The sequence below is a fragment of the Azonexus sp. genome, from assembly GCF_030824335.1.
Lineage (GTDB): Bacteria > Pseudomonadota > Gammaproteobacteria > Burkholderiales > Rhodocyclaceae > Azonexus.
The window spans coordinates 1-23,444 of record NZ_JAVBXX010000008.1; the positions used below are offsets into that span (position 1 = coordinate 1).

Sequence of the window (23,444 nt, forward strand, 5' to 3'; positions counted from 1 at the left end):
GTGTCGCCGATCTTGTACGCGCCGCCGGTACCGCTGGCGCCGGAAATCGAGATGCGGGCATCGCCGACGCCCGGGGCTTGGTTGTCCACCGTCAGGTTGCTGCTGTCTGCGGTGCTGGTTGTCCCGTTGCCATCGGTTGCGCTGACCGAGACGTTGCGGTTGCCGGCATCAATGCTGCCTGCCGCCAACACATAGCTGGCGCTCCAGATACCGCTGCCGTTGTTCGTCGCCGTCACCGCAGTGCCGCCGCCAAAGGCCGAAAAATCCATCGTCACACCGGTCACGCCGGTTTGATTCTGTCCGCTGGCACTGTTGTCCCATTGCGCCGTGACGGTGTCGCCCACCTTGTAGGTGCTGGCGCTGCCGGTCGGTGTCGAGGTGATGCTGATGTGCGCGTCGGTGACGCTTGGGCCGGCCTGCGCGGTAGTCACGTCGCGCTTGGTTGGTGTGGCCATGAGGTTCGGGGTGCCTTCGTCATCCTGTCCTACGACATAAATGTCGTAGGCAGTTTCTGCCGTCAGGCCGTTGAGGTTGAAAGTGTGAGTGAAGGCTCCGCTACTGACGGCGGCGTTGCCGGCTTTCAGGGCGGCAGCGCCGCTGGCGTCCTGACCCGCCTTGACCTGTGCTGCGCTGGATGCACTGGCCCCATCGGCAAGGACGACGTAGTAAATCGTGCCGGCTTCGTTCAGCGAAGCGTTCAAGTCAAGTGCGGTCGCGGCAATATTTGCGGTCGACGGCGTACTTTCGTCAAAAACCGGGGCAACATTGTCGTTGACCGTGATCGCGAAGACTTCTTCGTAAAAAAGACCGCCGCCATCGGTGCTGCGAACGCGAATGCTGTAGTTGCCCGGAGCCATCGTCGTGGCATCGTTGGCACGCAGGGAGGTGCCGCTGATGTTGAACAGGCTGTTGTTGGTATCGCCGCTGCCTGCCACCAGCGTGTAGGTGAAACTGCTGCCAGGGTCGGGGTCGGGGTCGGTGGAAGACAGCGTGCCTACCGGAGCGTTTGTGGCAGCCGATTGATTCACGCTCGTATTGCCGAGCGCAATATCCGTCGGGGCGTCGTTGATGCTGGTGGAAACTACTGTCGTACTGGTATTTGGAGTGCTGTCGGTGCCATCGTTCACCGCAATGGTGAAGCTTGTCGTTTCCGTATTTCCCACAGCCACGCGATTATTGGCTGGGTCAAAGACCAATTGGCGAATGGCTGCCTGGGCTGCGCTGGTCGTGGTTGATGCCAGTGTGTAGCTGCCGCCGGTGGCGTCGGCAAAGCCGGAGGCAGTCAGCGATGCCGGGGTGAAGACGCCTTTGGCTGCGGTGTCCAGCGTGACCGTGACGCTCACATTGTTGTTATCGGCATCCTCGATGGTGAGCGTGCTGAAGGGCGAAATTGTCGCGATGTCGTTGACGGCCTGGCTGGCAACTGCGCCGCCAATACTGGGTGGGGTATTCCCGCCACCGATGTTTTCCAGTTGGATGTTGTCGAAGTAGGCTTGGAAGTTGCCGTCACTCGACGAGATTGTCAATGTGGAGAGATTGTCAAAGTCGGCGTTGCTGCTCAAGTTGACGGTTTGGGTTTGGCCGTTGGAGAAACTGACATCGACCTTCTTTGCCGCATTACCATTCGGGGTGAAGGTAAAGGTTTCATTTACATCGAAGGATTCCATCAACAGCATGGAGACAAAATCAAACGACTTGCCGCCCTGAACTGACAAAGTGATGCTGCTGGCGAATTCTCCTGTCGGCATGATCAGAATCATGCCGCTGCTTCCAGTGGGGGTGGCTATGCCAAGACTCTGGATATTGGTGACAGTGTCGTGAAATAGTTGAGTGCCATTGATCGCGATATCCAGTGCATCACTGGTTGCGGTATTGGTAATGGTAATCAGCGATGCCGGTCCGTTACTTAGCGTGGCATCAGGCGAATTGCTGTTGCCGCTATCGCCAGTAAAAGAAACAAGCGCCAATGTGCTTGCATAGTCTGCAATTTTCAGACTTGGCGTTTCAATAAAGCCGGAGTGGGTTTCGAGATGCCAATCACCACCGAAACGCGTATGCCCCGTCATTGTTGTTGAGGCGGCCACATCCGCACGGGTGAGTGTGGCAATACCTTCCATCAGTGCCACACCTTCCGGACTTGCTGCGGCATTGCATCCATAAAGCAGAAAATCTCCCTTTTCGCTCATGGCTTGACCAATTTCCTCGAGTGATCCGGCATGCCGGGGTAGCGTATCCAGTGCCAGGGTGAGACTGCCCAAGTCAATCTGTCCCGCCGAGCCGTGTGAGAGCAGATGAATGGCATCCACCGAGCCGGCCGGCTTGCCGGACAGGTATCCGGCAATCTGCCTCAAACCATCGCTGTTGCTATCGACAATGACAACTTCGTGGCCGCGTTGTCTTGCTGCATCGGCAAGCATTTGCCAGTCACTCAGGTTGTCCACGATGAAGACGATTTCCTGGCGGAACGGATTAGCGCTGCTCATGGTTTTTCCCTTTTATCGGTGGCAGGGGGCCGGCTTGTTGCCGGCGGTCGGGCATCAGAAAGTGTCAAACAACCAGCGCGCCGCTTTGTATTGCCGCAGCGATGGCGGCCTGGCGGCTTTTTGCCCCCAGTTTTCCGCGGGCATTGCCGATATGGAAATTGACCGTCGAAACGGTGCAATACATCAGGTCGGCGATTTGTTTTGAACTCTTGCCTGTGGCGGCCCAGCGCAGGCATTCCTGCTCGCGCACAGTCAGCGGGTGGTGTGTGGTTTTACAGCCTGGGTAGGCGAATGAGCGGCTGGTGTGGGCGAGGACATCGCGCAACAGGAGTATCGACTGGAGACGGGTGGCCAGAAATGCTTCGAATTCCGGGCCGGGGGCAATATCCCGTGACAGGCAGAGTTGACCGTAGATGCCGTCCGGGCCGTGGGCCGGGAAACTGATGCCGGCGCGCAGGCCGAAGCCGCAGCCTTCGTCGTAGATACGTCGTTGTTCGCTGCGGGCAAAGACTTCGGGAGTCCAGATCAGGGGCAGGTTGCCGCGCATGCAATGGATCAGTTTGTAATCCTGGGCGATGTAGCCGCGCCCGAAGTAACGGTCAAGCCAATCCTTGGGGAAGGAGCTACGTATCCATGCGCTGCTGAGCGGTGATTTGACGTGGGGGATGGTGCCGAACAGGCAGAAATCGAAACCGAGACGCTTGCTGTGTGCAAAGAAGGCATTCGTCCAGATGACGTCGTTGTCTGCATTAAGCAGATCGCTGAATTCTTCGAAAAAGTGCAATTTGAATGGCCGGGTAGAAGTAGGCGAAATGCATGGAGCGCCCTCATTCTAAGGATTCGGCATGTAAATTGAACCTATGATATTTGCTAGGTTTTTCCCATTCGGATCGGTTCGGGGCGAGCACGAGCGCGTCTTGTTGGCTGGGGTTGAAGAGTTTTTGGGATGGCAGGCGGCTCAGGAGCGTGCCTTTCGGCCAGAGAGACCTGTGAACTTTGACAGTTACCCAGCCCGCCGCTGCTCGTTACAGTGTGTCTGCAGACTGCAAATGCCTTCGGGATTCGCCCTTGGGCATGGAAAAAGTTTAAAAAAAGAAGAGGCCATGAGCGCACACTCGAATTCTTGTTCCGCAGAAAATCGTCCGTTGGCGGCTTTCGCCGAAGAGGCTGCCTCGGTAGCGACGAATGATCCCCCGGCTTCCGCCGAACCACTACCGGTGGTGTTGAGCATGCATCCACATGATTATCTGTTGATCGAAAAGGCGGCCCGGCACAAAGGGATTTCGGCGCTGGAGTTCATCGAATTGGCGGCGTATCAATGCGCCAAGGAAATTGTGATCAAAGGTGGGCGGGCTTAATAGTTGCTGACGCTCTGAGCACCGGCTTCCGGCCGATACGTTCGCAGCAGTTCCGTTGCTGCTGCGGCCAGAAGAAGTGCATCGATGCCAACGGCGATAAACCGGGCGCCGGCATCGTGGTACTTCTGGACGATTTTTTGATCGCTGCAGAGAACGCCACCGCATTTCCCGGCGGCCCGGACTTTTTGCAGGCCGGCTTCAATCATGCTGACAATATGCGGGTGATTGGATTGGCCGAGATGACCATAGGATGCGGCTAAATCCGCTGCGCCAAAGAAGATGCCGTCAACGCCTTCAACCGCCAGGATGGACTCGAGATTCTCGAAGCCTTCCCTGGTTTCCACCTGAAGCAGCAAGCACATCTGGTCATTGGCCAGTGCGCTGTAGTCTTTGATCCTCCCCCAACGGGATGCTCTTGCCAATGCAGCGCCAACACCGCGGATGCCGGCGGGAGGGTAGCGCATTGCCCGAACCAGTTCGGTCGCCTGGGCGGCACTATCCACCATCGGAATGAGCAAGGTTTGAACACCGGTTTCGAGGAGTTGTTTGATCAGTACATGGTCGCCTTGCGGTGGACGGACGATGGCGTGTGAAGGATACGGTTCAATGGCTTGCAACTGGGACAGGATGCTGCGCAGGTCATTGGGGCCGTGTTCACCATCGATGAGCAGCCAGTCGAACCCCGTACCGGCACAAATTTCCGCACTGAAGGTATCGGCAAGGCCAAGCCAAAGTCCGATGCGTGTCTTGCCGGCGTGCAGATCGGCCTTGAACTGGTTGAACGGGATGTCCATGTTGCTGTGCGCTCCATTTGTGTCGGCAGGGCCGGCAGCGAGCGCAAGGCCGCGCCAGCTTCCCGGTCGGATTATTGAAATCCGGAGAGAATTTAGCTCGGGCCAAATGGGGCGTCCAATGCGATTTTGGGTGAAGTGTCATGCCTTTCAGGTATGAGGCTGACCCCGGTTCGTATCCCGGTTCATTTTCGATCAGATGGATTCGCGCATTCGTTTGATGTCGCGTTGGGGCGGCTCACCAAATAGACGGCTGTATTCCCGGCTGAATTGGGAGGCGCTTTCATACCCTACGCGCACTGCCGCACTGCTGGCATCCATATCCTCGTTCAGCATCAGTTGCCTGGCTTCCTGCAGTCGGAGGTTCTTCAGGTACTGCAAAGGGCTCATGCCGGCGACTGCACGGAAATGCTGGCGAAAGGTCGACGGACTCATGTGGACGGTCGCGGCCAAGTCATCCATCGGCATATTTTCCTTGTAATGCTGTTTCAACCAGGCAACAGCTTTGGCAATCTGCTGGCTTGGCGAACCGACAGCGACGAGATGGCGCAGCGTGGGGCCGTGTTCCCCGTTCAGCAGTCGGACGATGATCTCCTGCTGGATCAAGGGGGCGAGAAACGGGATCAACTGCGGTTCGGCCAGCAACTGGATCAGGCGGGTCAGCGCATCCCGCAGTCCTTCATCCAGCGTTACGATGGACAGCGCTCGCGTTGTCGAAACCTTGAGTGGCGCGGCAAACTCCATCTCGGCGGCCGACTGGGCAATCGTCCGGGCATCCAGTTCCAGGCGTATGCCGAGATAAGGTTTGGCGGTGCTGGCTTGGGTGACATAGGACACCACAGGCAGGTCGACCGTCGTGATCAAGGACTGACCTGGCCCATAGTCGTAGACCTCTTCACCCAGCGTGACGCGTTTATCGCCCTGTACGGTCAGGGCGAGCCCGAGACCGTAGATGCAGGGCATCGGGTCTGTGGCGGAGCTGCGCCGGAAGATCATCAGCGCAGGAATCCGCGTGCTGTGGTTTCCATCGGTTTGGGCAATGTCGCCTGCCAGACGGGTAAGCGCTTCTTCATTCTGATTAACCTTAGCCAGCATTCTCTGTGTCCATGAAATTAGTCGCAAGGCGAGGAAGTGTCAGGCTGAAGACTAGCATCGGCAAGCCAACACAATTCGGCGGATAACGGATGTTCGTCGAATCAGGCAATAATTGAATCGGATTTGGCAAACCCTTGCACTACCTCATGGGCGAAACTGCAGGCTATCTTTCGTCATACCCCTCAGCCAATGGAGGCTCCCATGATCACTCTCAATGTCAACGGCAAGGATGTCCAGGTGGATGTCGCGCCGGATACCCCGCTGTTATGGGTTCTGCGCGATACGCTGCAACTTGGCGGGACCAAATACGGTTGCGGTACAGCAGTGTGCGGTGCCTGTACCGTGCATCTGGATGGTGAGGCCATTCGTTCATGCATCACGCCTGTTTCAACGGTACACGGCAAGAAAGTCAGCACAATTGAAGCCACTACTGATGGTAGTGATCCGGTCGGGGCAGCCGTGCATGCGGCCTGGGTGAAGCATGACGTGGTGCAGTGCGGTTATTGTCAGAGTGGCCAGATCATGAGCGCGACGGCTTTCCTCAAATCGTTGCCGCGCGGCAAGCAACCAAGCGCCACCGAAATCGACTCGGCCATGGCGGGCAATATCTGCCGTTGCGGTACCTATGTCCGCATTCGTGCAGCGGTGGCCGATGCCGCCCAGACACTCGCCTGAAGGAGCAGCCATGTTGCCAAACATTGACTACAGCGAAATGCCGCGTGCCTTGCAACATCTGATGCTGAGGGAGCAATCCGATGCCGAGGTTGCGACGTTTTCGCGTCGCCAATTCCTCAAGCTGGCCGGCTCGGTTGGTCTGACGCTCGGTGCCTTTCCTCATCTGGCCAGCGCGCAGACCAACGCAGCCGACCCGGCAAGCAGCAGTCTCAAGCCGACTCAGCAGCCATTGGCGTTCGTGCACATCGCTGCCAGTGGTGAAGTCACCGTCACCATAAACCGGCTGGATTTCGGCCAGGGGGTGCTGACGGCACTACCGATGATCCTGGCCGAAGAACTGGATGCGGACTGGGGGCTGGTGCGCAGCCAGCATGGTTCGAACGATCCGGCCTATGTCGATCCGATGTTCGGCATTCACCTTACCGGCGGGTCCAATTCGGTCAAGAACAGTTTTGTCCAGTACCGCGAGCTTGGTGCGCGTGCCCGAGCGATGTTGCTGGGCGCTGCCGCAGCACGCTGGAAGGTGGATGTGTCCGCACTGCACACCCAGGCCGGGATGGTGCTCGGTCCCGATGGCCGCAAAGCGAGTTACGGTGAACTGGCCGAGGCGGCCATGGCCCAGCCTGTGCCCGATACGGTCGTGCTCAAGGATGCCAAGGATTTTCGCATCATCGGTCATCCCACCACTCGCCTCGATGCACGGGTCAAAAGCAGTGGGCAGCAGGTGTTCGGGATCGACGTTCAACTGCCCGGACAACTGACGGCGGTGGTGGCGCATCCCCCGGTTTTCGGTGCCCGCCTGGCTTCGGTAGACGATAGTGCGGCGCTTGCCATCAAGGGAGTGAAGGCCGTGCTGCGTATCCCGGTGGATCGCGGTGGCGAAGGGGTGGCCGTGGTCGCCGAGGGTTACTGGCCGGCCAAGCAGGGGCGCGATGTGCTGAAGCTGGCATGGAGTACGGCAGCCGTGGAAAAAGTGGACAGCGAACGCATGCTGACCCAGTACCGCGAGTTGGCCGCTCGACCCGGCCCGCGGCGCTTCGATGCCGATATGGCGCCACTGGCAAGCGCGCCACACCGGCTGGAAGCCGAGTTCGTATTTCCCTACCTGGCCCATGCCCCGATGGAGCCGCTGAACTGTACCGTCCGGCTGGCCGACGGATTGGCCGAGCTGTGGGTCGGCACCCAGTGCCCCGGTCTGGATGGCGCTGCGGCCGCCCGTGTTCTGGGTCTCAAGCCGGAACAGGTAAAGATGCATGTCCAGATGACGGGCGGCGGCTTCGGCCGGCGTTTTGTCAGCACCAGCGACTATGTGCTCGAAGCTTGCGAGATTGCCAAGGCTGCGCGTGCCGTCGGCCTGAATGTGCCGGTTCGCCTGTTATGGAGCCGGGAGGACGACATCAAGGGCGGTTACTACCGGCCCATGCACTTGCACCGGGCGCATATCGGCTTCGACGCGCAGGGCAATGTTCTGGCCTGGGACCACGTCATTGTCGGCCAGTCCATTACCGCGGGGTCCGTGTTCGAGCAGTTCCAGGTCAAGAATGGCATCGACGGGACGGCGACAGAGGGCATGCGCGATCCCTATCCGCTGCCGATGCGCCTGACCGTACACCACCCCAAACTCAATGTGCCGGTACTGTGGTGGCGCAGCGTGGGTTCCACCCACACGGCCTACGTCATGGAGACTTTGCTGGACGACATTGCGCGCGCCACCCAGCAGGACCCGGTGGCTTACCGCATGCGCCTGTTTGGCGATCGGCACCCGCGCCATCGCGCTGCGCTGCAACTGGCGGTAGACAAGAGCGGCTATGGCAAAAAAAACCTGCCATCCGGCCAGGCCTGGGGCGTGGCCGTACACGAATCCTTCGATTCCGTGGTTGCCTACGTGGTTGAAGCCTCGGTACAGCAGGGCAGCCCGGTGCTGCATCGCGTGACGGCAGGGGTGCATTGCAATCTTGTGGTCAACCCGCGCACCGTCGAAGCCCAGGTGCAGGGGGCGGCCCTGATGGGCTTGTCGATGTGTCTGCCGGGGGCGGCCATTACACTGAAGGACGGTGTGGTCGAACAGAGCAATTTCGGTGACTTCATGGTGCCGCGCATCACCGACATGCCGCTCTTCGAGGTGCATGTCGTACCCAGTGCCGAGCCGCCAACCGGCATGGGCGAGCCGGGCCTGCCGCCCCTGGCGCCGGCCTTTGCCAACGCCATCGCGCGCCTGACGGGCAAATCGCTGCGCCAGCTACCGTTCGACACCCGTCTGTCGGGGAGCTAGCCATGCTCAGTACCGACCGACAAGTGCTTGATGCCGTGCGCCGCTGGGCGCTGGCGGGACACCGCTTTGCCCTGGTTACCGTCGCCCGTACCTGGGGTTCGGCGCCGCGCCCGGCGGGTTCCTGGATGGCATTGCGTGACGACGGCCAGGTGCAGGGTTCCGTTTCCGGTGGCTGTATTGAAGCCGATCTGGTCGAGCGTGTGCTGAACGGCGGATTCGCGTCGACGACGCCTTTCCTCCTGAAATATGGCGTTACCCAGGAGGAGGCTCGCCGCTTCGGTCTGCCCTGTGGTGGCACGATGGAACTGGTGATCGAACCGTCCCCCGATCTTGCCGTGCTGGAGGATTTAGCCGGGCGGGTCGCCCGCGGCGAGTTGGCCCGGCGCCATGTCACCGTTGATCAGGTGGGCAGCGGGGTTGCAGCGGGGGCGGCGGGCGATGCCGTGCGCTGGGATGGGCGCACCCTGAGCACCGTGCATGGCCCGGCCTGGCGTCTGCTGATCGTCGGTGCCGGGCAAATTTCCAGTTATCTGGCGCAGATGGCGCAAGCATTGGACTACCAGGTCTTCATCTGCGATCCACGTAGCGAATATGCCGGGGAATGGGATGTGCCGGGGACTGTCTTGCTGTCTTCGATGCCCGATGATGCAGTGATCGAGTTGCAGCTCGATCCGCACAGCGCCGTCGTTGCGCTGACCCATGATCCGAAGCTGGACGACATGGTGCTGCTCGAAGCATTGAAGTCGCCGGCTTTCTATGTCGGTGCCCTGGGTTCTGCGGTCAACAGCCAGCGGCGGTGCGAACGTCTGCTGCAATATTTCGACCTGACCCCGGCCGAGGTGGCGCGACTTCACGGACCGGTCGGCCTGCCCATCGGCAGCCGTACGCCACCGGAGATTGCCCTGTCCGTGCTGGCGGAAATGACGGCTGTCAGGAACGGTGTTTGGTCGAAGGAAGGTCTGCTGCGCCAGCGTTTGCCCGTCGAAGCCGGGTGCGGTGTTGCCTGAGGCATGGGCGCGGTGCACGGCATAGTCGGCATTCTGCTGGCTGCCGGTATCGGCCGCCGATTCGGTGGCGACAAGCTGATGCATCCGTTGCCCGACGGCACGCCCATCGCTGTTGCGGCTGCCGCCCGGCTACGTCCGGCCTGCGGTCGAGTTGTTGCCGTGTTGCGCCCGGACCATTTCCGGCTTGCCCGTGTCCTGGCGAATGCAGGTTGCGAGATCGTGATTTGTCCTGACGCGGCGCATGGCATGGGACATAGTCTGGCGGCAGGGGCAAGCGCGGCGGCGGACGCCAGCGGGTGGATTGTCGCGCTGGGCGACATGCCCTGCATTGCAACGACCAGTCACCAAGTCGTGGCTGCCAGCCTGCAGGCCGGATCAAGCATTGCCGCAACCGAATTTCAGGGTCGACGAGGCCATCCGGTCGGATTCTCCGGCATCTGGCTGCCGCAATTGCGTGCGCTGACGGGGGATCTTGGCGGACGTGCGATTCTCGAGCAAAACCGGCAGCACATCACGCTTTGCCCGGTTGATGATCCGGGCGTCATCCTGGATATCGATTTCGTGGACGACTTGCTGGGCATGCCGTCCGTCGTCCGCTGAGCAAGTGCGAAATCTTGTTCGGGGGACCACTGATTCGCATCGGGCCTGATCGGTTTCAGTCGACCCAAAGCGGTAGTTGGTGCTTATCAAAGCTGACGCTCAACGTTCAAAATCACCGGACTGCGCGGCTTTTCCCGCAGGTCCGGTGCATTGCAGGGTTGGGCGTCTTGATGTCATGGGGGTTCTACCTATATGTGTTATTTGCGTACCGCAGCCACACCTTTCCCAAATTTCAGTGATAAAGCAGCAACGAGAACATACGGCCAAAGGAGTAAATGTAGTTTTGTCGCAAATGGATTGGTATGAGGAGCTTCCTTAATTGCCTGGCGTGATTGCTCAATCCGCTTAAGTTCCAGTTGCTCGGATTCGCGAACTTGGGTCCATTGAACTAGAAGTTCTAGATCCTTCTTCGGGGCGACCATGCACGGCAAGAGTGACTGAAGAATCACCTCTCCGTAACGTGCCTCTTCACGATTGGACTCCAAAACAAAATCTACCGCTTCTCCCTTCATGTTCATGGCGCCTTTGATCCAGTCCACTCTCTGAAGTGCTTGAGGCAAAAAGCTGCTTGTGAATTCACGAGCGCTTTCAAACGCTAGCGGAGAGAAATCCTTTGACAGGGCTTCTTGATAATGCGTCAGCAACACATCACCAATGAGAGAAGACACTGCATCAGATGTACGCAACTCAAGAAGTAAAGCTTGGGCCGCCCTACATGTCGAAGCAAGGCGAATTTCCTTTGATGTCGAGGTGTCAGCGCGCGACGCGTCTATAAGCCGCCGAATCGGGGGCGCCAACTTCTTTGCGACCGAACAGCGTGGGCTGACGGTCGGTATTTTTTCGCAAACATCCCCGTATTCCGGAATAGTAGCGAGCAAACCAATACTGGAACTGGTGAGTCCATCATGGGCTTCAAAGAGCGTGTTAGGGCGCTTATCGCTGACCTCTATGAGTTTGGCTTGATGTATCTCCGCCAGCTGTCCCAGCTCGAAAAGTTCTCGTTGAGCGGCGTTGTGTGCGAACAATAGGCCAACGGCAATTGCTGCCAATGGATAGTAAACAACATCAACGTACGACCAACGAGTTGATTTCGAAGTGGCATAACCCAAGACGCCAAGGGAGTAGAACGAAACGCACGCGACAAGAACTAGGATGGTCATGGGGCTTGGTCAAAGGGTCCGGGAACTGAACTGTTGAGACGCCCAACAGTTATTCACGAGCAAAAACGTCCGGGTCACTGCTAATAATACGGACACGATTGGGGGAGCGTAAGGTAAAGAATGACATGGAGATTATCCGATGCCGGTCTCCTTATCAATCTGCAATCATACGGACAGAGCCAACGTCCGCTATGTGACGATTTCCTGAGAGGCTGCTCATGGCCGAATACCGCCAAAACGACCGCCGCTCAGGATGTCGATAATCGGTAGTCAGGTGCAATGAATTCAGGTGCTCAACTCGGTCGAGATTTCGCAGCAAGCGGCCGGCATCAAAAACAGCGCTGCGCGTCAGGCTGTCGATGGCGCGTTTGTCAGTGGACTGTCGATCAATTCGCCGTCCTGCTTTCGCTGCTCGTTGCGGAAGGCTTGCGTGGCCTGCAGGAAGGCATGCAGGACCGGCGACTCGTCGTCTTTGCGATAGAAACAACTGAGATCCACCGTGGCACTGGGGTTGTCGGAAAAAGGCAGATAAACGATGCCCGGGGGGGCCATCGGGGTGGCTGATTCCGGTACCACGGTGATGCCGAATCCGCCGGCCACCAGGGCGACGCCGGTGACCGCATCGCCGACGATTTGCGAGATTTCCGGCGTAAACCCCATGTTTCGGCATAGTTCGATGATCCGGTCGACGAAATTCGGGCGGGCGCCGGTGGGGAAGAGCACCAGAGGATGCTTGCTCAGTTCGGTGAAGGAGACGCTGCTTTCCCGGCTGAGCGGATGGGTGTCGTTGACCGCCAGATAGAGCGGTTCGCGCATGATCAGTTCGCTGTGGATGTCGGGCAGCGGGTCGAGCATCCGGTTGAATCCGACGGAAATACGCCGTTGCCGCAAGGCTTCGATTTGTTCGATTTTCGACATGGTGTGCAGCACGACCCGGACATCCGGGTTGGTGTCCCTGAATTGCTGCAGCAATTTTGGGATGGCACTGAAAATCCCGGTGCCAAAAATCCCGATATCCAGGCGGCCAAGCTTGCCCTGGCCGGTGCGCTTCGTGCGCTCGATCGCCAGTTCAACCAGAGAGCGGATGTTGCGCGCTTCGTGCAGAAAGGTTTCCCCTGCCTGGGTCAGCTCGACGCCACGCGGCGTGCGGATTAATAACTGTACCCCGAGTTCTTCTTCCAGTTGCTGAATTTGCCGGGTCAGTGGCGGTTGCGAAATGTGCAGCCGCAGCGCCGCACGACCGATATTCAGTTCTTCGGCAACGGCGATGAAGTATTTCAGATGGCGGAGATCCATGAGGGGGCTGTCGAGCTTCTACCTGTCATTCGATCGACTTGATTATACCTAGAAGGTATCAAGCGAGGCGATAGATGGTATTGGACGGTAATTCGCTGTCTCCGTAAATTTGTTCCAAAGCAAGGGTTTCCAGTGTCTGCCGTTGGGTCGGCGCTGCGTTTTCCGCAAAGTTTACTTAAAACAGGAGGGACAAATGAATTACATCAGGACTGCGCAGCACCCCGGGAGTTTCCGACTGAAATCGCTGACCCGTTGCGTGTTGACCGCGCTATGTGCGGCAAGCACGATTGGCGGAGCACAGGCGTTCACCATCGACAGTGATAATGCCGACATCAAGATGTCCTGGGACAATACCGTCAAGTACAGCGCCGGTTGGCGCATGGCAGATATTGACCGGCGCGTTGCCGACAATTCCATCGGGCCGCAGGTCAACACCAATGATGGCGACCAGAATTTCAAGAAGGGCGCGATGATTTCGAATCGCGTCGACTTGTTGTCGGAATTCGACTTGCGCTACAAGAAAGACTTCGGTTTCCGGCTCAGTGGTGCCGCCTGGTACGACGATGTGTACCAGCACAGCAATGACAACCCAGGTGCGATGGGCGGCATGCTGAGCAACTCGCCTTCGGTCAAGTACAACCGCTTCACCAAGGATACGGAAAAGCTGCACGGGCGGAAGGCCGAGTTCCGTGACGTCTTCGTCTATGGCAATTTCGCACCCGCCGACATGAATGTGAACGTCAAGGCCGGTCAATACACCCAGTTGTACGGCGAAACCCTGTACTTCGGTTACAACGGGATCGCTGCAGCGCAAACCCCGCTCGATCTGGTGCGCGCCCTGTCGGTGCCGAATTCCCAGTTCAAGGAAATTGCGTTGCCGGTCAAGCAGTTGTCGACGCAGGTGCAGGTTAACCAGAACCTGTCCTTTGGCGCCTACTACCAGCTTGAATGGAAGAAAAACCGCATCCCGGCCGCCGGCAGCTATTTCAGCTTTGCCGACTTTGCCGACGATGGCGGCGAGATCATCAATCTCGGTCTGCATCCGGTGACCGGTACGCCGTGGGCACTGACCCGGGCCAAGGACCTGGAAGCCTCCGATTCCGGTCAGGGCGGCATGCAGATGAAATACAAGCTCGGTGACTACGAGTTTGGCGTCTACGCTGCGCAATACCACGACAAGATGCCGCAGTTCTATGCCCGGGGCGATGTGGTTGGCGGCAACAATACCTACTCGCTGGTCTATGCCGAGAAAATTCGCACCGTCGGGATCAGCGCCAGCACGCTGATTGGCGAAACCAATGTGGCAACTGAAGTCTCGGTGCGCAAGAACCAGCCCTTCGTGGCTACCGGTGTCACGATGATGACCGGCCCGGCGTCGAACAACGACAACAACCCGGCCTATCCGAAGGGTGATTCGCTGCATATCAACGTGTCGGCGATCAGTGTGCTCGGTGCCACGCCGTTGTGGGATGGCGCCAGCTTCGTCGGTGAGTTTGCCTATAACCGCCGTCTGAAGATAACCGATAACGCAGCGGCCCTCGACCCCTTGGCAACGCGTAGCGCTTCGGCCATTCAGTTTGTTTTCCAGCCCGAGTATTTCCAGGTATTGCCGGGACTCGATGTCCAGGTGCCGATTGGTATCGGTTATGGCCTCAAGGGTAACTCTTCGGTCGCCGGCGTTGCCGCGCTGATGCCGATCGAAGGTGGCGGCAATCTCAGTGTCGGCGTCAAGGGCGAGTACCAGAAGGTATGGCAACTGGGTCTGAACTACACCAAGTACTTCGGCGACAAGGGCTCGGTCATCAAATACAACACCGCCGCCCCGGAACTCTCCTACAAGAATTTCCATGGCGATCGGGACTTCATTTCCCTGTCGGTCCAGAGAACCTTTTAATTCAAAACATAATCAGGAGACTTGAATATGAACAAGACAACCCTGTGCGCCGCAATCGTCGCACTGCTCACTGCTTCGACCGGCTGCCTGGCTGCCGTGTCGGCTGACGAGGCCGCCAAGCTGAAGACCACGCTGACCCCGCTCGGTGGCGAACGCGCCGGCAACAAGGAAGGCACGATCCCGGCTTGGGATGGCAAGAAGAGCGTTGCCGCCACGCCGAAGGCAGGCGACATTCCGACCAATCCTTTTCCGGGTGAAAAGCCGCTGTTGCAGATTACGGCCAAGAACATGGCACAGCATGCCGACAAGCTGACCGATGGCACCAAGGCCTTGTTGACCAAGTATCCGGAAAGCTTCCGTCTGGATGTCTACCCGACACACCGGACCTCGGTTGCGCCGCAATATGTTTACGACAATACCTTGAAGAATGCCACCAACTGCAAGACCAAGAACGAAGGCAATTCGGTCGAAGGCTGTTACGGCGGTATTCCCTTCCCGATTCCCAAGGCGGGCGCCGAAGCCGTCTGGAATTACCTGTTGCGGGTCGAGGCCGAAGCGACCGAAGTGTCGTTCAAGAACATTCTCGTGACCTCGGATGGCAACCGCACGCTGGCGACGCATAACGAGCAGGTCAATCAGTATCCGTTCTATTACAAGGATGGCTCGCTTGAAAAATGGAGCGGCGAGTACTTCCTGCAGCGTTTCTCGACCATTGCACCGCCATTCAAGGCAGGTGAATCGCTGGTCATCCGTGACGGCGTCGATGCGGCGACGCCGCGCCAGACCTGGCAGTACCTGGTCGGTCAGCGGCGCGTTCGCCGTGCGCCAACCGTCGCCTACGACACGCCGGACTTCGTGTCTTCCGGTGCCAACTACTTCGACGAAGTGATGGGCATCATGGGCCATCCGGATCGCTATCAGTGGAAACTGGTCGGCAAGAAGGAAATTTACGTTCCCTACAACAGCAATGCGCTGGTGACGGCCAAGGAAGAAGAGTTCTTCACCAAGGCCCACGCCAATCCGGACAAAGCCCGCTGGGAATTGCACCGGGTCTGGGAAGTCGAAGCGACCGTCGCGGCTGGCAAACGTCATGCGGTGCCGAAGCGTCGTTACTACTTTGACGAGGACACCTGGTTGCTCGTCCTGATGGACGGTTACGACAGCCAGGGCAAGTTGTGGCGGACCACGCAAGGCTACCCGTACGTGGTGCCGGCCATTCCGGCCGTCGTCATCAAGCCGGTGACGGTATTCGACTTGCAGAAGGGAACCTCCAGCACGGTGCAGTTCCTCGATTCCTTCAAGGTGCTGCCGAAGCGCAAGCCGGAAATCTATTTCACCGGCGATGCGGTGGCGGCTGACGCCAGCCGTTAATTGAAGCGGCCGGGGGAGCTTTCTCCCGGCGTCGTCTGGCGCACCGGGTTCCCCCGGTGTTGCCCACTTATCCGTTTGGGAATGAACATGAACGCGCGTAGAAAAACGTCGCGAGGGCTCGCTGCCGTCCTGTTTTCGGCCAGCTTGAGTCTCGTCTGTGGCACCGCTGTCGGTGGTGAAAACCGCAAGCCCCTTGATGCGCTGGAACAACCGGCCCGCTTGAGCGAAAAGGCCGGATCTTCCTTGTTGACCGCAATAACCGTCGCCGGGCAACGTCTGGTAGCGGTCGGCGAGCGCGGCGTGATCCTGTTGTCCGATGATCATGGCGCGCACTGGCGGCAAGCCCGTTCGGTGCCGAGCAGCGTGGCGCTGACGGCGGTGCGTTTCGTCAGCGCCGAGTCGGGCTGGGCAGTGGGGCATGGCGGTGTCGTGCTGCATAGCCGTGATGGCGGAGAAAGCTGGACGCGCCAGCTCGATGGCCGGCAGGCGGCAGCCATCGAACAGGCGGCAGCCGATGCCGAAGGCAGCACGGAAACGCCGACCCGGCGCCAGCGCGACGCGGCGCGGATGGTGGCCGAAGGGCCGGACAAGCCGTTTCTCGACGTCCATTTTCATGATGCACAGCGTGGTCTGGTGGTCGGTGCCTACGGCCTGGCCTTTGCCACGGCGGACGGTGGCCAGACCTGGACCTCGTTGCTTGGCCGGATAGACAACCCGCGCGCCCGGCATCTCTACCATATTGCGGTCGACGGCCCGAATCTGCTGATTTCCGGCGAACAGGGCACCTTGCTGCGCTCCACCGACGGCGGGCAATCCTTTGCCGCATTGCGCATCGACTATCCCGGCACCTTGTTCGGTGCGCTGCTGGCCAACGACCGGTCGATGCTGGTCTTCGGCTTGCGCGGCAACGCCTTCCGCTCCAGCGATCAGGGCACTTCCTGGCAAAAGGTCGATTTTGGTCTGCCGGTGACGTTGACCGCAGGAACGCGCTTGCGCGACGGCCGCCTGGTCGTGGTCGATGAAACCGGCCGGGTCATGCTCAGCCGCAATGCCGGTGCAGCCTTCACGGCACTGAGCACGGCGAAAATCAACGCAGCAACCGGTGTGGTCGAAACGGCCGACGGTGGCTTGCTGGTATCTACCCAGCGCGGGCCGGTGCGTCTGCCGGCCGAAGTCCTGGGATCGGAGCAAAAGAAATGAGCTATGTCGCATCCTCGCCCGCCATGGGGGGCGTTTCCCTGCAGGATTTCGATCCGCAATCGGGTTCCGCCATCGAGCGAGCCTTGTTCAACAACCGTCTGGTCATCGTCCTGCTCTGCCTGATCGCCACCATTTTCCTCGGTTACAAGGCCACCGGCCTGTCGCTCAATGCGGCATTCGAGAAGATGATTCCGACCAAGCACGAGTACATCGCCAATTTCCTGGAAAACCGTGCCGAACTGGCCGGCGCCGGGAATACGCTGCGCATTGCCATCGAAACGAAAAACGGCACGATTTTCGCGCCGGCCTATCTCGATGTGGTGCGCCAGATCAATGACGAGCTATTCCTTTATCCGGAGGTCGACCGGCCGTTCATGAAGTCGCTGTGGGCACCGTCGGTGCGCTGGACCGGCGTGACCGAGGAAGGTCTGGATGGCGGCCCGGTGATTCCCGACGATTACGACGGCTCGCCCGAGAGCCTCGATCAGGTGCGGGTCAATGTCGAGCGCTCGGGGGAAATCGGCCAGTTGATTGCCGCCAATTTCCAGTCGAGCATCATTCTGGTGCCGCTGCAGGACAAGCTGGCCGATACCGGCGAGCGCATCGACTACAACAAACTGTCGCAGCGCCTTGAGGATGTCCGGGCCAAGTACGAAACCGACGACATCAAAATTCATGTCACCGGTTTTGCCAAAGTCGTGGGCGATTTGCTGGCCGGCCTGCAGCAGGTGATGCTGTTCTTCGCCATGGCCATTGCCATCTGTACCGCCGTCCTTTACTGGTACACCCGCTGTCTGCGCAGCACGGCGCTGGTCGTCACCTGCTCGGTAGTGGCCGTGATCTGGCTGCTCGGCCTGCTGCCGATGCTGGGTTACGAACTTGACCCGTACTCGGTGCTGGTGCCTTTCCTGGTGTTCGCCATCGGCATGAGCCACGGTGCGCAGAAGATGAACGGCATCATGCAGGATATCGGGCGTGGCACCGACAAGCTGGTCGCCGCCCGCTTCACCTTCCGCCGGCTGATTCTGGCCGGGGTCACTGCGCTGCTGGCCGACGCGGTGGGCTTTGCCGTGCTGATGGTGATCCAGATCCAGGTGATTCAGGATCTGGCCATTACGGCGAGTATCGGTGTGGCCGTGCTGATTTTCACCAATCTGCTGCTGTTGCCCATCCTGCTGTCCTACACCGGGGTCAGCGCCGATGCCGCCAAACGCAGTTTGAAAGCCGAACTGGCTGAAGCGGCCGATGCCGGCCATGCCAAGCATCCGTTTTGGGCCTTCCTCGATATGTTCACGCAGCGCAAGTGGGCCAGCATCGCCATTGCCGTTTCGCTGGTGTTGGGGATTTTCGGTCTGGTCACCAGCTTCCAGTTGAAGATCGGCGATACCGACCAGGGCGCCCCCGAGTTGCGTCCGGATTCGCGCTACAACCGCGATAACGCTTTCATGGTCGCCAATTACGCGGCCAGCTCCGACGTCTATATCGTGATGGTCAAGACGCCGCAATATCACTGCGCGCATTACGACGTGCTGATGCAGGTCGACGCGCTGGAACGCGATCTGCAGCAGTTGCCCGGTGTCGAGGTGACCAGTTCGCTGGCCGGCCTGAGCAAGCTGGCCGCCGCCGGCATGAACGAAGGCAGCCTGAAGTGGTATGAAATTCCGCGCAGCCAGGACATGTTGAATTCCATCATCACCCGGGCACCGCGTGAATTATTCAACCAGAACTGCGATCTGCTGACCATTTACGTATATCTGAAGGATCACAAGGCCGACACGTTGAACAGCGTCGTGCAGACAGTCGAGCGCTTTGCCCAAGCGAACAACACCGAGCAGGTCCGTTTCCTGTCGGCCGCCGGTAACGCCGGCATCGAGGCGGCGACCAACATCGTCGTGCGCAAGGCGAATACCGAAATGCTGTTGCTGGTTTATCTGGCCGTGATCGTTCTCGCCTTCATCACCTTCCGCTCCTGGCGTGCCGTGATCTGCGCCGTTGTGCCGCTGATGCTGACTTCCGTGCTGTGCGAAGCGCTGATGGTCTATCTGAATATCGGTGTCAAGGTTGCCACGCTGCCGGTCATCGCGCTGGGCGTCGGCATTGGCGTCGATTACGCACTTTACGTGCTGACCGTGACGCAGGCGCAGTTGAAGGCCGGCCATACCTTGTCCGAGGCTTACTACAAGGCGCTGTTGTTCACCGGCAAGGTGGTCGTGTTGACCGGCATCACGCTGGGCATCGCCGTCGCCACCTGGGCGTTTTCGCCGATCAAGTTCCAGGCCGATATGGGCATCCTGCTCGCCTTCATGTTCGTCTGGAACATGCTCGGTGCGCTGATCCTGCTGCCGGCACTCGGCCATTTCCTGCTCAAGCACAAAAAACCGGCCAGCGTCTGAGCCGCCGGTCCACGCTGATCATTGCACGAGGTTGATATGTACAAGCATCTTCTGGTTCCCCTCGATGGCTCGGGGCTGGCCACCGAAATCGTTTCCCAGGCGGTTGCCTTCGCCGCGGCGCTGGGCGCGCGGATAAGCTTCTTCACGGCGCAGGCCGATTTTTCTTCGACCGATCAGGGCGCCCTGCAGCGCACGGTCGCGCCCGACGCATTTGCCGCCAATCTGGCCGGTGAAGCGCAGGGCATCCTGCAAAAAGCCGAAGCTGCGGCCAGTGCCAAGGGCGTGCCCTGTTCCCTGGTGAGCCGGGTCAGCGACCGGCCGGCCGCGGCCATCGTGGCCGAAGCCGAAAGATTGGGCTGCGATCTGATTTTCATGGCGTCGCACGGCCACAAAGGCTTGCGTGCGCTGGTCCTTGGCTCACAGACACAAAAGGTATTGGCCAATGCGCGTTTACCGGTACTGGTGGCAAGCGTGGAAAGCCAGCAGCCGGAACGCGACATGCTGGTGGCGATAGCCATCATCCAGGATGAACATCGTTCGCTGGCGGCAGTGGTACGCGCCCTGCAGGCTCTGGTCGAAGAGGCCGCCGGTGGGTCGGGACCGCTGGATGTGCCGCTGCTGCAGGCCATGTTGCGTTATATCGAAGCCTTCCCCGAGCGACTGCACCATCCGAAGGAAAACGATTACCTGTTCCGCCATCTGGCGGCGCGCACAAAGGCTTTCGATGGGGCCATTGCGCTATTGCGCGCCGAACATCTGGCCGGTGATGCGCTGCTGCAGGCGATGCAGTCGGCAGTCGACGAATGGGCGGCGGCGCGGGATGAGGCTGCGCGTCAGGCCGCAAAGATCGCTCTTGCTGGGGCGGTCAAGCGCTTTGCCGAGGCGCAGTGGGCGCACATGAACCTGGAAGAAAACACCATCTTGCCAGGCGCACGCGAACACCTGACGACGGATGACTGGCGCGAGATCCGGGCGGCTTTCGCCGAGAACGGCGATCCGCGTTTTGACACCGATCTCGACGACGATTTCAAGCAGTTGTACGCCCGGATCATCCACCTCGCGATAGCCAAGCTTGAATAAATTTATCAAAGCGATTTGTCGGGTTTGATAAAAAAATAAATCGCTTTATGTGTTTTTGGTGAATGCGTTTCGGATAGGTGAATTAAAACAGTGGCTTGCTGTATTGGCACACTACCTGCTGTTATCTGAAAAGAAATGCATATCTCAATGAGGAATTTGTCGTGGTGTTCAAGGTTTGTATTGCCGAAACGGGCGAATGCTTCTCTGGTGATCCGGCGCGTTCCGTCCTTGAGAGCATGTGTCAGCTTGGCCGGCGTGGTATTCCAAAAGGTTGTTGCGGCGGCGCTTGCGGCGTTTGCAAGGTTGAGGTTCTGGCGGGCAGTTATGACGTCAAGCCGATGAGCCGCTGTCATGTCAGCGCAGCGGATCAGGCGGCTGGTTGTGTGCTGGCCTGCCGCATCTTTCCCCGCAGCGATCTTGAGTTGCGGGTGCTCGGCGTGATGCGCTCGGCGCTGCTTGGGCAGGCATCGACGCAGTAGTTGCAGCAATTGGTTTTCAGTGGTCCGTAGTTAAAAAACAAGGAGACAAAGTAATGGCAATGACAGGAGTTTTGCGTCCAGGGCACGCCCAGATTCGCGTGCTGGATCTGGAAGAAGGCGTGCATCACTATCGTGACGTCATGGGTCTGGTGGAAACCGGGCGGGATGCGCAAGGTCGGGTTTATCTGAAGTGCTGGGATGAACGCGATCACAACAGCGTGATCCTGCGCCAGGCCGATACGGCAGGTCTCGATTTCTTCGCCTTCAAGGTGCTGGACGAAGCGACGCTTGATGAGCTGGAAAAGAAGCTCAACGACTACGGCGTCAAGACCGAGCGCATGCCGGCTGGCGAACTGCTGGAAACCGGTGAGCGTGTGCGTTTCCAGATCCCGACCGGCCACCTGATCGAGCTTTATGCCACCAAGACGGCTGTTGGCAACGGCCTGCAGGTCGAAAACCCGGCGCCGTGGACCAAGGCTTCGGAAAACGGCATCGCGCCGGTGCGCCTCGACCACTGCCTGCTCTACGGCCCGAACGTTGCTGCGGTGCAGAAGCTGTTTACCGAGGTGCTCGGCTTCTATCTCGTCGAGCGCGTGCTGACGCCGGATGGCCAGGGCAATGTCGCGATCTGGCTGTCGTGCTCACACAAGGTTCATGACATCGCCTTCGTCGAACACGCCGAGCCGGGCAAGCTGCATCACGTCTCCTTCATGCTCGAAAGCTGGGAAGAAGTGCTGCGTGCGGGCGACATCATGTCGATGCACAAGGTTCCAATCGACATCGGCCCCACCCGCCACGGTGTCACGCGTGGTTGCACGATCTACGCCTGGGATCCATCCGGCAACCGTTTCGAGACTTTCATGGGCGGCTATCAACCTTATCCAGATTACGAGCCGACGACCTGGACTTTCGAAGGGCTTGGCGCTGGCGGTGGTCTCGACTACCCGCAGCGCAAGCTGCACGAAACCTTCCTGACCGTCGTCAGCTAAGGCGCCGCCATGTCCGCAGTCGCTTCCCAAAATGCCCAGTCGACACTGGATGCCTCACGCCGTTTCGTGCGCGTTTGCGGCGAACGGGGCAAGGGCTTCGTCGAGTTCGAATTCGCCATCGGCGAACCGGAAGTCTTCGCCGAGATGATTCTCGAGCGCAGCGATTTCCTGGCCTTCTGCCAGGCCAACCGCGTCGAGATGTTGCCGCCGCACGAGGACTCCGGGCTGGCGGTTGGCGACTGGGACTGGCGCATGTCCGACGCTACCAAAACCCGTTTCAAGTAAAAAACAGGAGACACCAAGATGCAAATCGACCTCCGTACGGTCAGCATTGAGCCGCTGCGCCAGACCTTTGACCATCTCGCCCGGCGCTTTGGCAACAAGCCGGCCTCTCGCTACCAGGAAGGCAGCTACGATATCCAGGCGACGGAAAACCTGCATTACCGCCCGACCTGGGACCCGGATCAACTGATTTACGATGCGTCGATCACCCGCATCGTGATGCAGGACTGGTATGCGCTGAAAGATCCCCGCCAGTTCTACTACAACAACTACACCCTGGCCCGCGCCCGCCAGCAGGAAACGACCGAGGCCAATTTCACCTTTGTCGAAACGCGTGGCCTGGCCGATGCGATTCCCGATGATTTGCGCCAAACCGTGCTGGATTTGCTCGTGCCGTTGCGTCATGCGGCCTGGGGCGCCAACATGAACAACACCCTGGTTTGCGGCTACGGTTACGCGGCCATCTTCACGCAGGCTTGCATGTTCCATGCGATGGACAACCTGGGCATTGCCCAGTACCTGTCGCGCATCGGCCTGCTGCTCGGCGATGTTGAAGCGCTTGAAGCGGGCAAGACCGACTGGCTGGAAAGCGAAGTCTGGCAGCCGCTGCGCCGCTACGTCGAAGACACGCTGGTCATCCGTGATCCGTTCGAACTGTATGTCGCGCAGAACGTGGCGCTCGACGGTTTGCTCTATCCGCTGGTCTATGAACAGCTGATCGACGGCGATCTGTCGCCGCGTGGCGCTTCGGCGGTCGCCATGCTGACTCAGTTCATGCGTGACTGGTACGAAGAAACGCGCAAGTGGATCGATGCCGTGATCAAGACAGCCGCGGCCGAGTCGCCGGCCAATCGTGCCGTGCTTGAAGAGTGGACTACGCACTGGACCCAGCGTGCGGCTGACGCCCTGTTGCCCATCGTGCGGCAGGCCAACGCTGAACAGGCTGAAACGATGCTGGCCGAAGAAGTGACGGCGCTCAAGGCACGTCTGAAGAAAACCGGTATCGAGATCTGAAAGGT

20 protein-coding genes are annotated in these 23,444 nt (G+C 59.3%); 14 read left to right on the top strand and 6 right to left on the bottom strand.

What is annotated here, in order from left to right; genetic code table 11:
- Together RCI20_RS05470 and RCI20_RS05475 are read right to left on the bottom strand one after the other, a co-directional pair.
- Positions 1-2,483 (bottom strand): DUF4347 domain-containing protein (locus RCI20_RS05470; protein WP_306603558.1); only part of this gene is annotated, 2,483 nt, incomplete at its 3' end.
- 64 nt (positions 2,484-2,547) lie between these two features.
- Entirely contained in the window at positions 2,548-3,267 is a 720-nt protein-coding gene (locus tag RCI20_RS05475; RefSeq protein ID WP_306603559.1) for a LuxR family transcriptional regulator, read from the bottom strand.
- Positions 3,268-3,586: 319 nt separating this feature from the next.
- On the opposite strand from RCI20_RS05475, the gene RCI20_RS05480 reads away from it, so the two are divergent.
- Entirely contained in the window at positions 3,587-3,841 is a 255-nt protein-coding gene (locus tag RCI20_RS05480) for a hypothetical protein (RefSeq protein WP_306603560.1), read from the top strand.
- On the opposite strand, the gene RCI20_RS05485 is transcribed toward RCI20_RS05480, so the two are convergent.
- Positions 3,838-4,635 (bottom strand): aldolase/citrate lyase family protein, encoded by a 798-nt coding sequence (locus tag RCI20_RS05485; protein WP_306603561.1) that lies wholly within the window; start codon positions 4,633-4,635, stop codon positions 3,838-3,840. The two genes, RCI20_RS05480 and RCI20_RS05485, sit on opposite strands and share 4 nt — an antisense overlap.
- Before the next feature lie 192 nt (positions 4,636-4,827).
- Positions 4,828-5,727 carry an AraC family transcriptional regulator gene (locus tag RCI20_RS05490; RefSeq protein WP_306603562.1) on the bottom strand — a complete coding sequence of 300 codons (900 nt, stop codon included), beginning with the start codon at positions 5,725-5,727 and terminating at the stop codon, positions 4,828-4,830.
- A gap of 201 nt (positions 5,728-5,928) precedes the next feature.
- Between RCI20_RS05490 and RCI20_RS05495 the strand changes: the two genes are divergently transcribed.
- Genes RCI20_RS05495 through RCI20_RS05510 form a run of 4 tightly spaced genes read left to right on the top strand, consistent with a single transcriptional unit; the run spans position 5,929 to position 10,281 of the window.
- On the top strand, positions 5,929-6,402 hold the full coding sequence (locus RCI20_RS05495) for a (2Fe-2S)-binding protein (RefSeq protein ID WP_306603563.1): 474 nt from the start codon (positions 5,929-5,931) through the stop codon (positions 6,400-6,402).
- Between the two features lie 10 nt (positions 6,403-6,412).
- Positions 6,413-8,674 carry a xanthine dehydrogenase family protein molybdopterin-binding subunit gene (locus RCI20_RS05500; protein WP_306603564.1) on the top strand — a complete coding sequence of 754 codons (2,262 nt, stop codon included), beginning with the start codon at positions 6,413-6,415 and terminating at the stop codon, positions 8,672-8,674.
- Between the two features lie 2 nt (positions 8,675-8,676).
- Complete coding sequence (locus tag RCI20_RS05505; protein WP_306603565.1) at positions 8,677-9,681, top strand: XdhC family protein; 1,005 nt, start codon at positions 8,677-8,679, stop codon at positions 9,679-9,681.
- A gap of 3 nt (positions 9,682-9,684) precedes the next feature.
- The gene (locus tag RCI20_RS05510) at positions 9,685-10,281 is read left to right on the top strand and encodes a nucleotidyltransferase family protein (protein ID WP_306603566.1); all 597 of its coding nucleotides are present in this window, start codon (positions 9,685-9,687) and stop codon (positions 10,279-10,281) included.
- 197 nt (positions 10,282-10,478) lie between these two features.
- On the opposite strand, the gene RCI20_RS05515 is transcribed toward RCI20_RS05510, so the two are convergent.
- Both RCI20_RS05515 and RCI20_RS05520 read right to left on the bottom strand, forming a co-directional pair.
- Complete coding sequence (locus tag RCI20_RS05515) at positions 10,479-11,441, bottom strand: hypothetical protein (RefSeq protein WP_306603567.1); 963 nt, start codon at positions 11,439-11,441, stop codon at positions 10,479-10,481.
- Between the two features lie 348 nt (positions 11,442-11,789).
- Positions 11,790-12,737 (bottom strand): LysR substrate-binding domain-containing protein, encoded by a 948-nt coding sequence (locus RCI20_RS05520; protein WP_306603568.1) that lies wholly within the window; start codon positions 12,735-12,737, stop codon positions 11,790-11,792.
- Positions 12,738-12,930: 193 nt separating this feature from the next.
- On the opposite strand from RCI20_RS05520, the gene RCI20_RS05525 reads away from it, so the two are divergent.
- The 9 genes from RCI20_RS05525 (at position 12,931) to RCI20_RS05565 (ending at position 23,439) form a co-directional block, all read left to right on the top strand.
- A complete protein-coding gene (locus tag RCI20_RS05525; RefSeq protein ID WP_306603569.1) occupies positions 12,931-14,631 on the top strand; it encodes a DUF1302 domain-containing protein in 1,701 nt (566 codons plus the stop codon).
- A 27-nt stretch (positions 14,632-14,658) separates the two neighbouring features.
- A complete protein-coding gene (locus RCI20_RS05530; protein ID WP_306603570.1) occupies positions 14,659-16,002 on the top strand; it encodes a DUF1329 domain-containing protein in 1,344 nt (447 codons plus the stop codon).
- 87 nt (positions 16,003-16,089) lie between these two features.
- The gene (locus RCI20_RS05535) at positions 16,090-17,202 is read left to right on the top strand and encodes a YCF48-related protein (protein WP_306603571.1); all 1,113 of its coding nucleotides are present in this window, start codon (positions 16,090-16,092) and stop codon (positions 17,200-17,202) included.
- Positions 17,199-19,595, top strand: a complete 2,397-nt coding sequence (locus RCI20_RS05540; protein ID WP_306603572.1) for an RND family transporter — start codon at positions 17,199-17,201, stop codon at positions 19,593-19,595. The genes RCI20_RS05535 and RCI20_RS05540 overlap by 4 nt, the downstream gene beginning before the upstream one ends.
- Before the next feature lie 36 nt (positions 19,596-19,631).
- Positions 19,632-20,675 (top strand): universal stress protein, encoded by a 1,044-nt coding sequence (locus RCI20_RS05545; protein WP_306603573.1) that lies wholly within the window; start codon positions 19,632-19,634, stop codon positions 20,673-20,675.
- 236 nt (positions 20,676-20,911) lie between these two features.
- A complete protein-coding gene (locus tag RCI20_RS05550) occupies positions 20,912-21,154 on the top strand; it encodes a 2Fe-2S iron-sulfur cluster-binding protein (RefSeq protein ID WP_306603655.1) in 243 nt (80 codons plus the stop codon).
- A gap of 53 nt (positions 21,155-21,207) precedes the next feature.
- Positions 21,208-22,143 (top strand): catechol 2,3-dioxygenase, encoded by a 936-nt coding sequence (locus RCI20_RS05555; protein ID WP_306603574.1) that lies wholly within the window; start codon positions 21,208-21,210, stop codon positions 22,141-22,143.
- A gap of 9 nt (positions 22,144-22,152) precedes the next feature.
- Entirely contained in the window at positions 22,153-22,428 is a 276-nt protein-coding gene (locus RCI20_RS05560) for a phenol hydroxylase subunit (protein ID WP_306603575.1), read from the top strand.
- Between the two features lie 18 nt (positions 22,429-22,446).
- Positions 22,447-23,439 carry an aromatic/alkene monooxygenase hydroxylase subunit beta gene (locus RCI20_RS05565; RefSeq protein ID WP_306603576.1) on the top strand — a complete coding sequence of 331 codons (993 nt, stop codon included), beginning with the start codon at positions 22,447-22,449 and terminating at the stop codon, positions 23,437-23,439.
- Positions 23,440-23,444: the final 5 nt, after the last annotated feature.

Bases quoted from the DNA above. Each gene is read 5' to 3' on its own strand.
- RCI20_RS05480 (WP_306603560.1), top strand. From the start codon at position 3,587: ATGAGCGCACACTCGAATTCTTGTTCCGCAGAAAATCGTCCGTTGGCG.
- RCI20_RS05485 (WP_306603561.1), bottom strand. From the start codon at position 4,635: ATGGACATCCCGTTCAACCAGTTCAAGGCCGATCTGCACGCCGGCAAG.
- RCI20_RS05490 (WP_306603562.1), bottom strand. From the start codon at position 5,727: ATGCTGGCTAAGGTTAATCAGAATGAAGAAGCGCTTACCCGTCTGGCA.
- RCI20_RS05495 (WP_306603563.1), top strand. From the start codon at position 5,929: ATGATCACTCTCAATGTCAACGGCAAGGATGTCCAGGTGGATGTCGCG.
- RCI20_RS05500 (WP_306603564.1), top strand. From the start codon at position 6,413: ATGTTGCCAAACATTGACTACAGCGAAATGCCGCGTGCCTTGCAACAT.
- RCI20_RS05505 (WP_306603565.1), top strand. From the start codon at position 8,677: ATGCTCAGTACCGACCGACAAGTGCTTGATGCCGTGCGCCGCTGGGCG.
- RCI20_RS05510 (WP_306603566.1), top strand. From the start codon at position 9,685: ATGGGCGCGGTGCACGGCATAGTCGGCATTCTGCTGGCTGCCGGTATC.
- RCI20_RS05515 (WP_306603567.1), bottom strand. From the start codon at position 11,441: ATGACCATCCTAGTTCTTGTCGCGTGCGTTTCGTTCTACTCCCTTGGC.
- RCI20_RS05520 (WP_306603568.1), bottom strand. From the start codon at position 12,737: ATGGATCTCCGCCATCTGAAATACTTCATCGCCGTTGCCGAAGAACTG.
- RCI20_RS05525 (WP_306603569.1), top strand. From the start codon at position 12,931: ATGAATTACATCAGGACTGCGCAGCACCCCGGGAGTTTCCGACTGAAA.
- RCI20_RS05530 (WP_306603570.1), top strand. From the start codon at position 14,659: ATGAACAAGACAACCCTGTGCGCCGCAATCGTCGCACTGCTCACTGCT.
- RCI20_RS05535 (WP_306603571.1), top strand. From the start codon at position 16,090: ATGAACGCGCGTAGAAAAACGTCGCGAGGGCTCGCTGCCGTCCTGTTT.
- RCI20_RS05540 (WP_306603572.1), top strand. From the start codon at position 17,199: ATGAGCTATGTCGCATCCTCGCCCGCCATGGGGGGCGTTTCCCTGCAG.
- RCI20_RS05545 (WP_306603573.1), top strand. From the start codon at position 19,632: ATGTACAAGCATCTTCTGGTTCCCCTCGATGGCTCGGGGCTGGCCACC.
- RCI20_RS05550 (WP_306603655.1), top strand. From the start codon at position 20,912: ATGTGTCAGCTTGGCCGGCGTGGTATTCCAAAAGGTTGTTGCGGCGGC.
- RCI20_RS05555 (WP_306603574.1), top strand. From the start codon at position 21,208: ATGGCAATGACAGGAGTTTTGCGTCCAGGGCACGCCCAGATTCGCGTG.
- RCI20_RS05560 (WP_306603575.1), top strand. From the start codon at position 22,153: ATGTCCGCAGTCGCTTCCCAAAATGCCCAGTCGACACTGGATGCCTCA.
- RCI20_RS05565 (WP_306603576.1), top strand. From the start codon at position 22,447: ATGCAAATCGACCTCCGTACGGTCAGCATTGAGCCGCTGCGCCAGACC.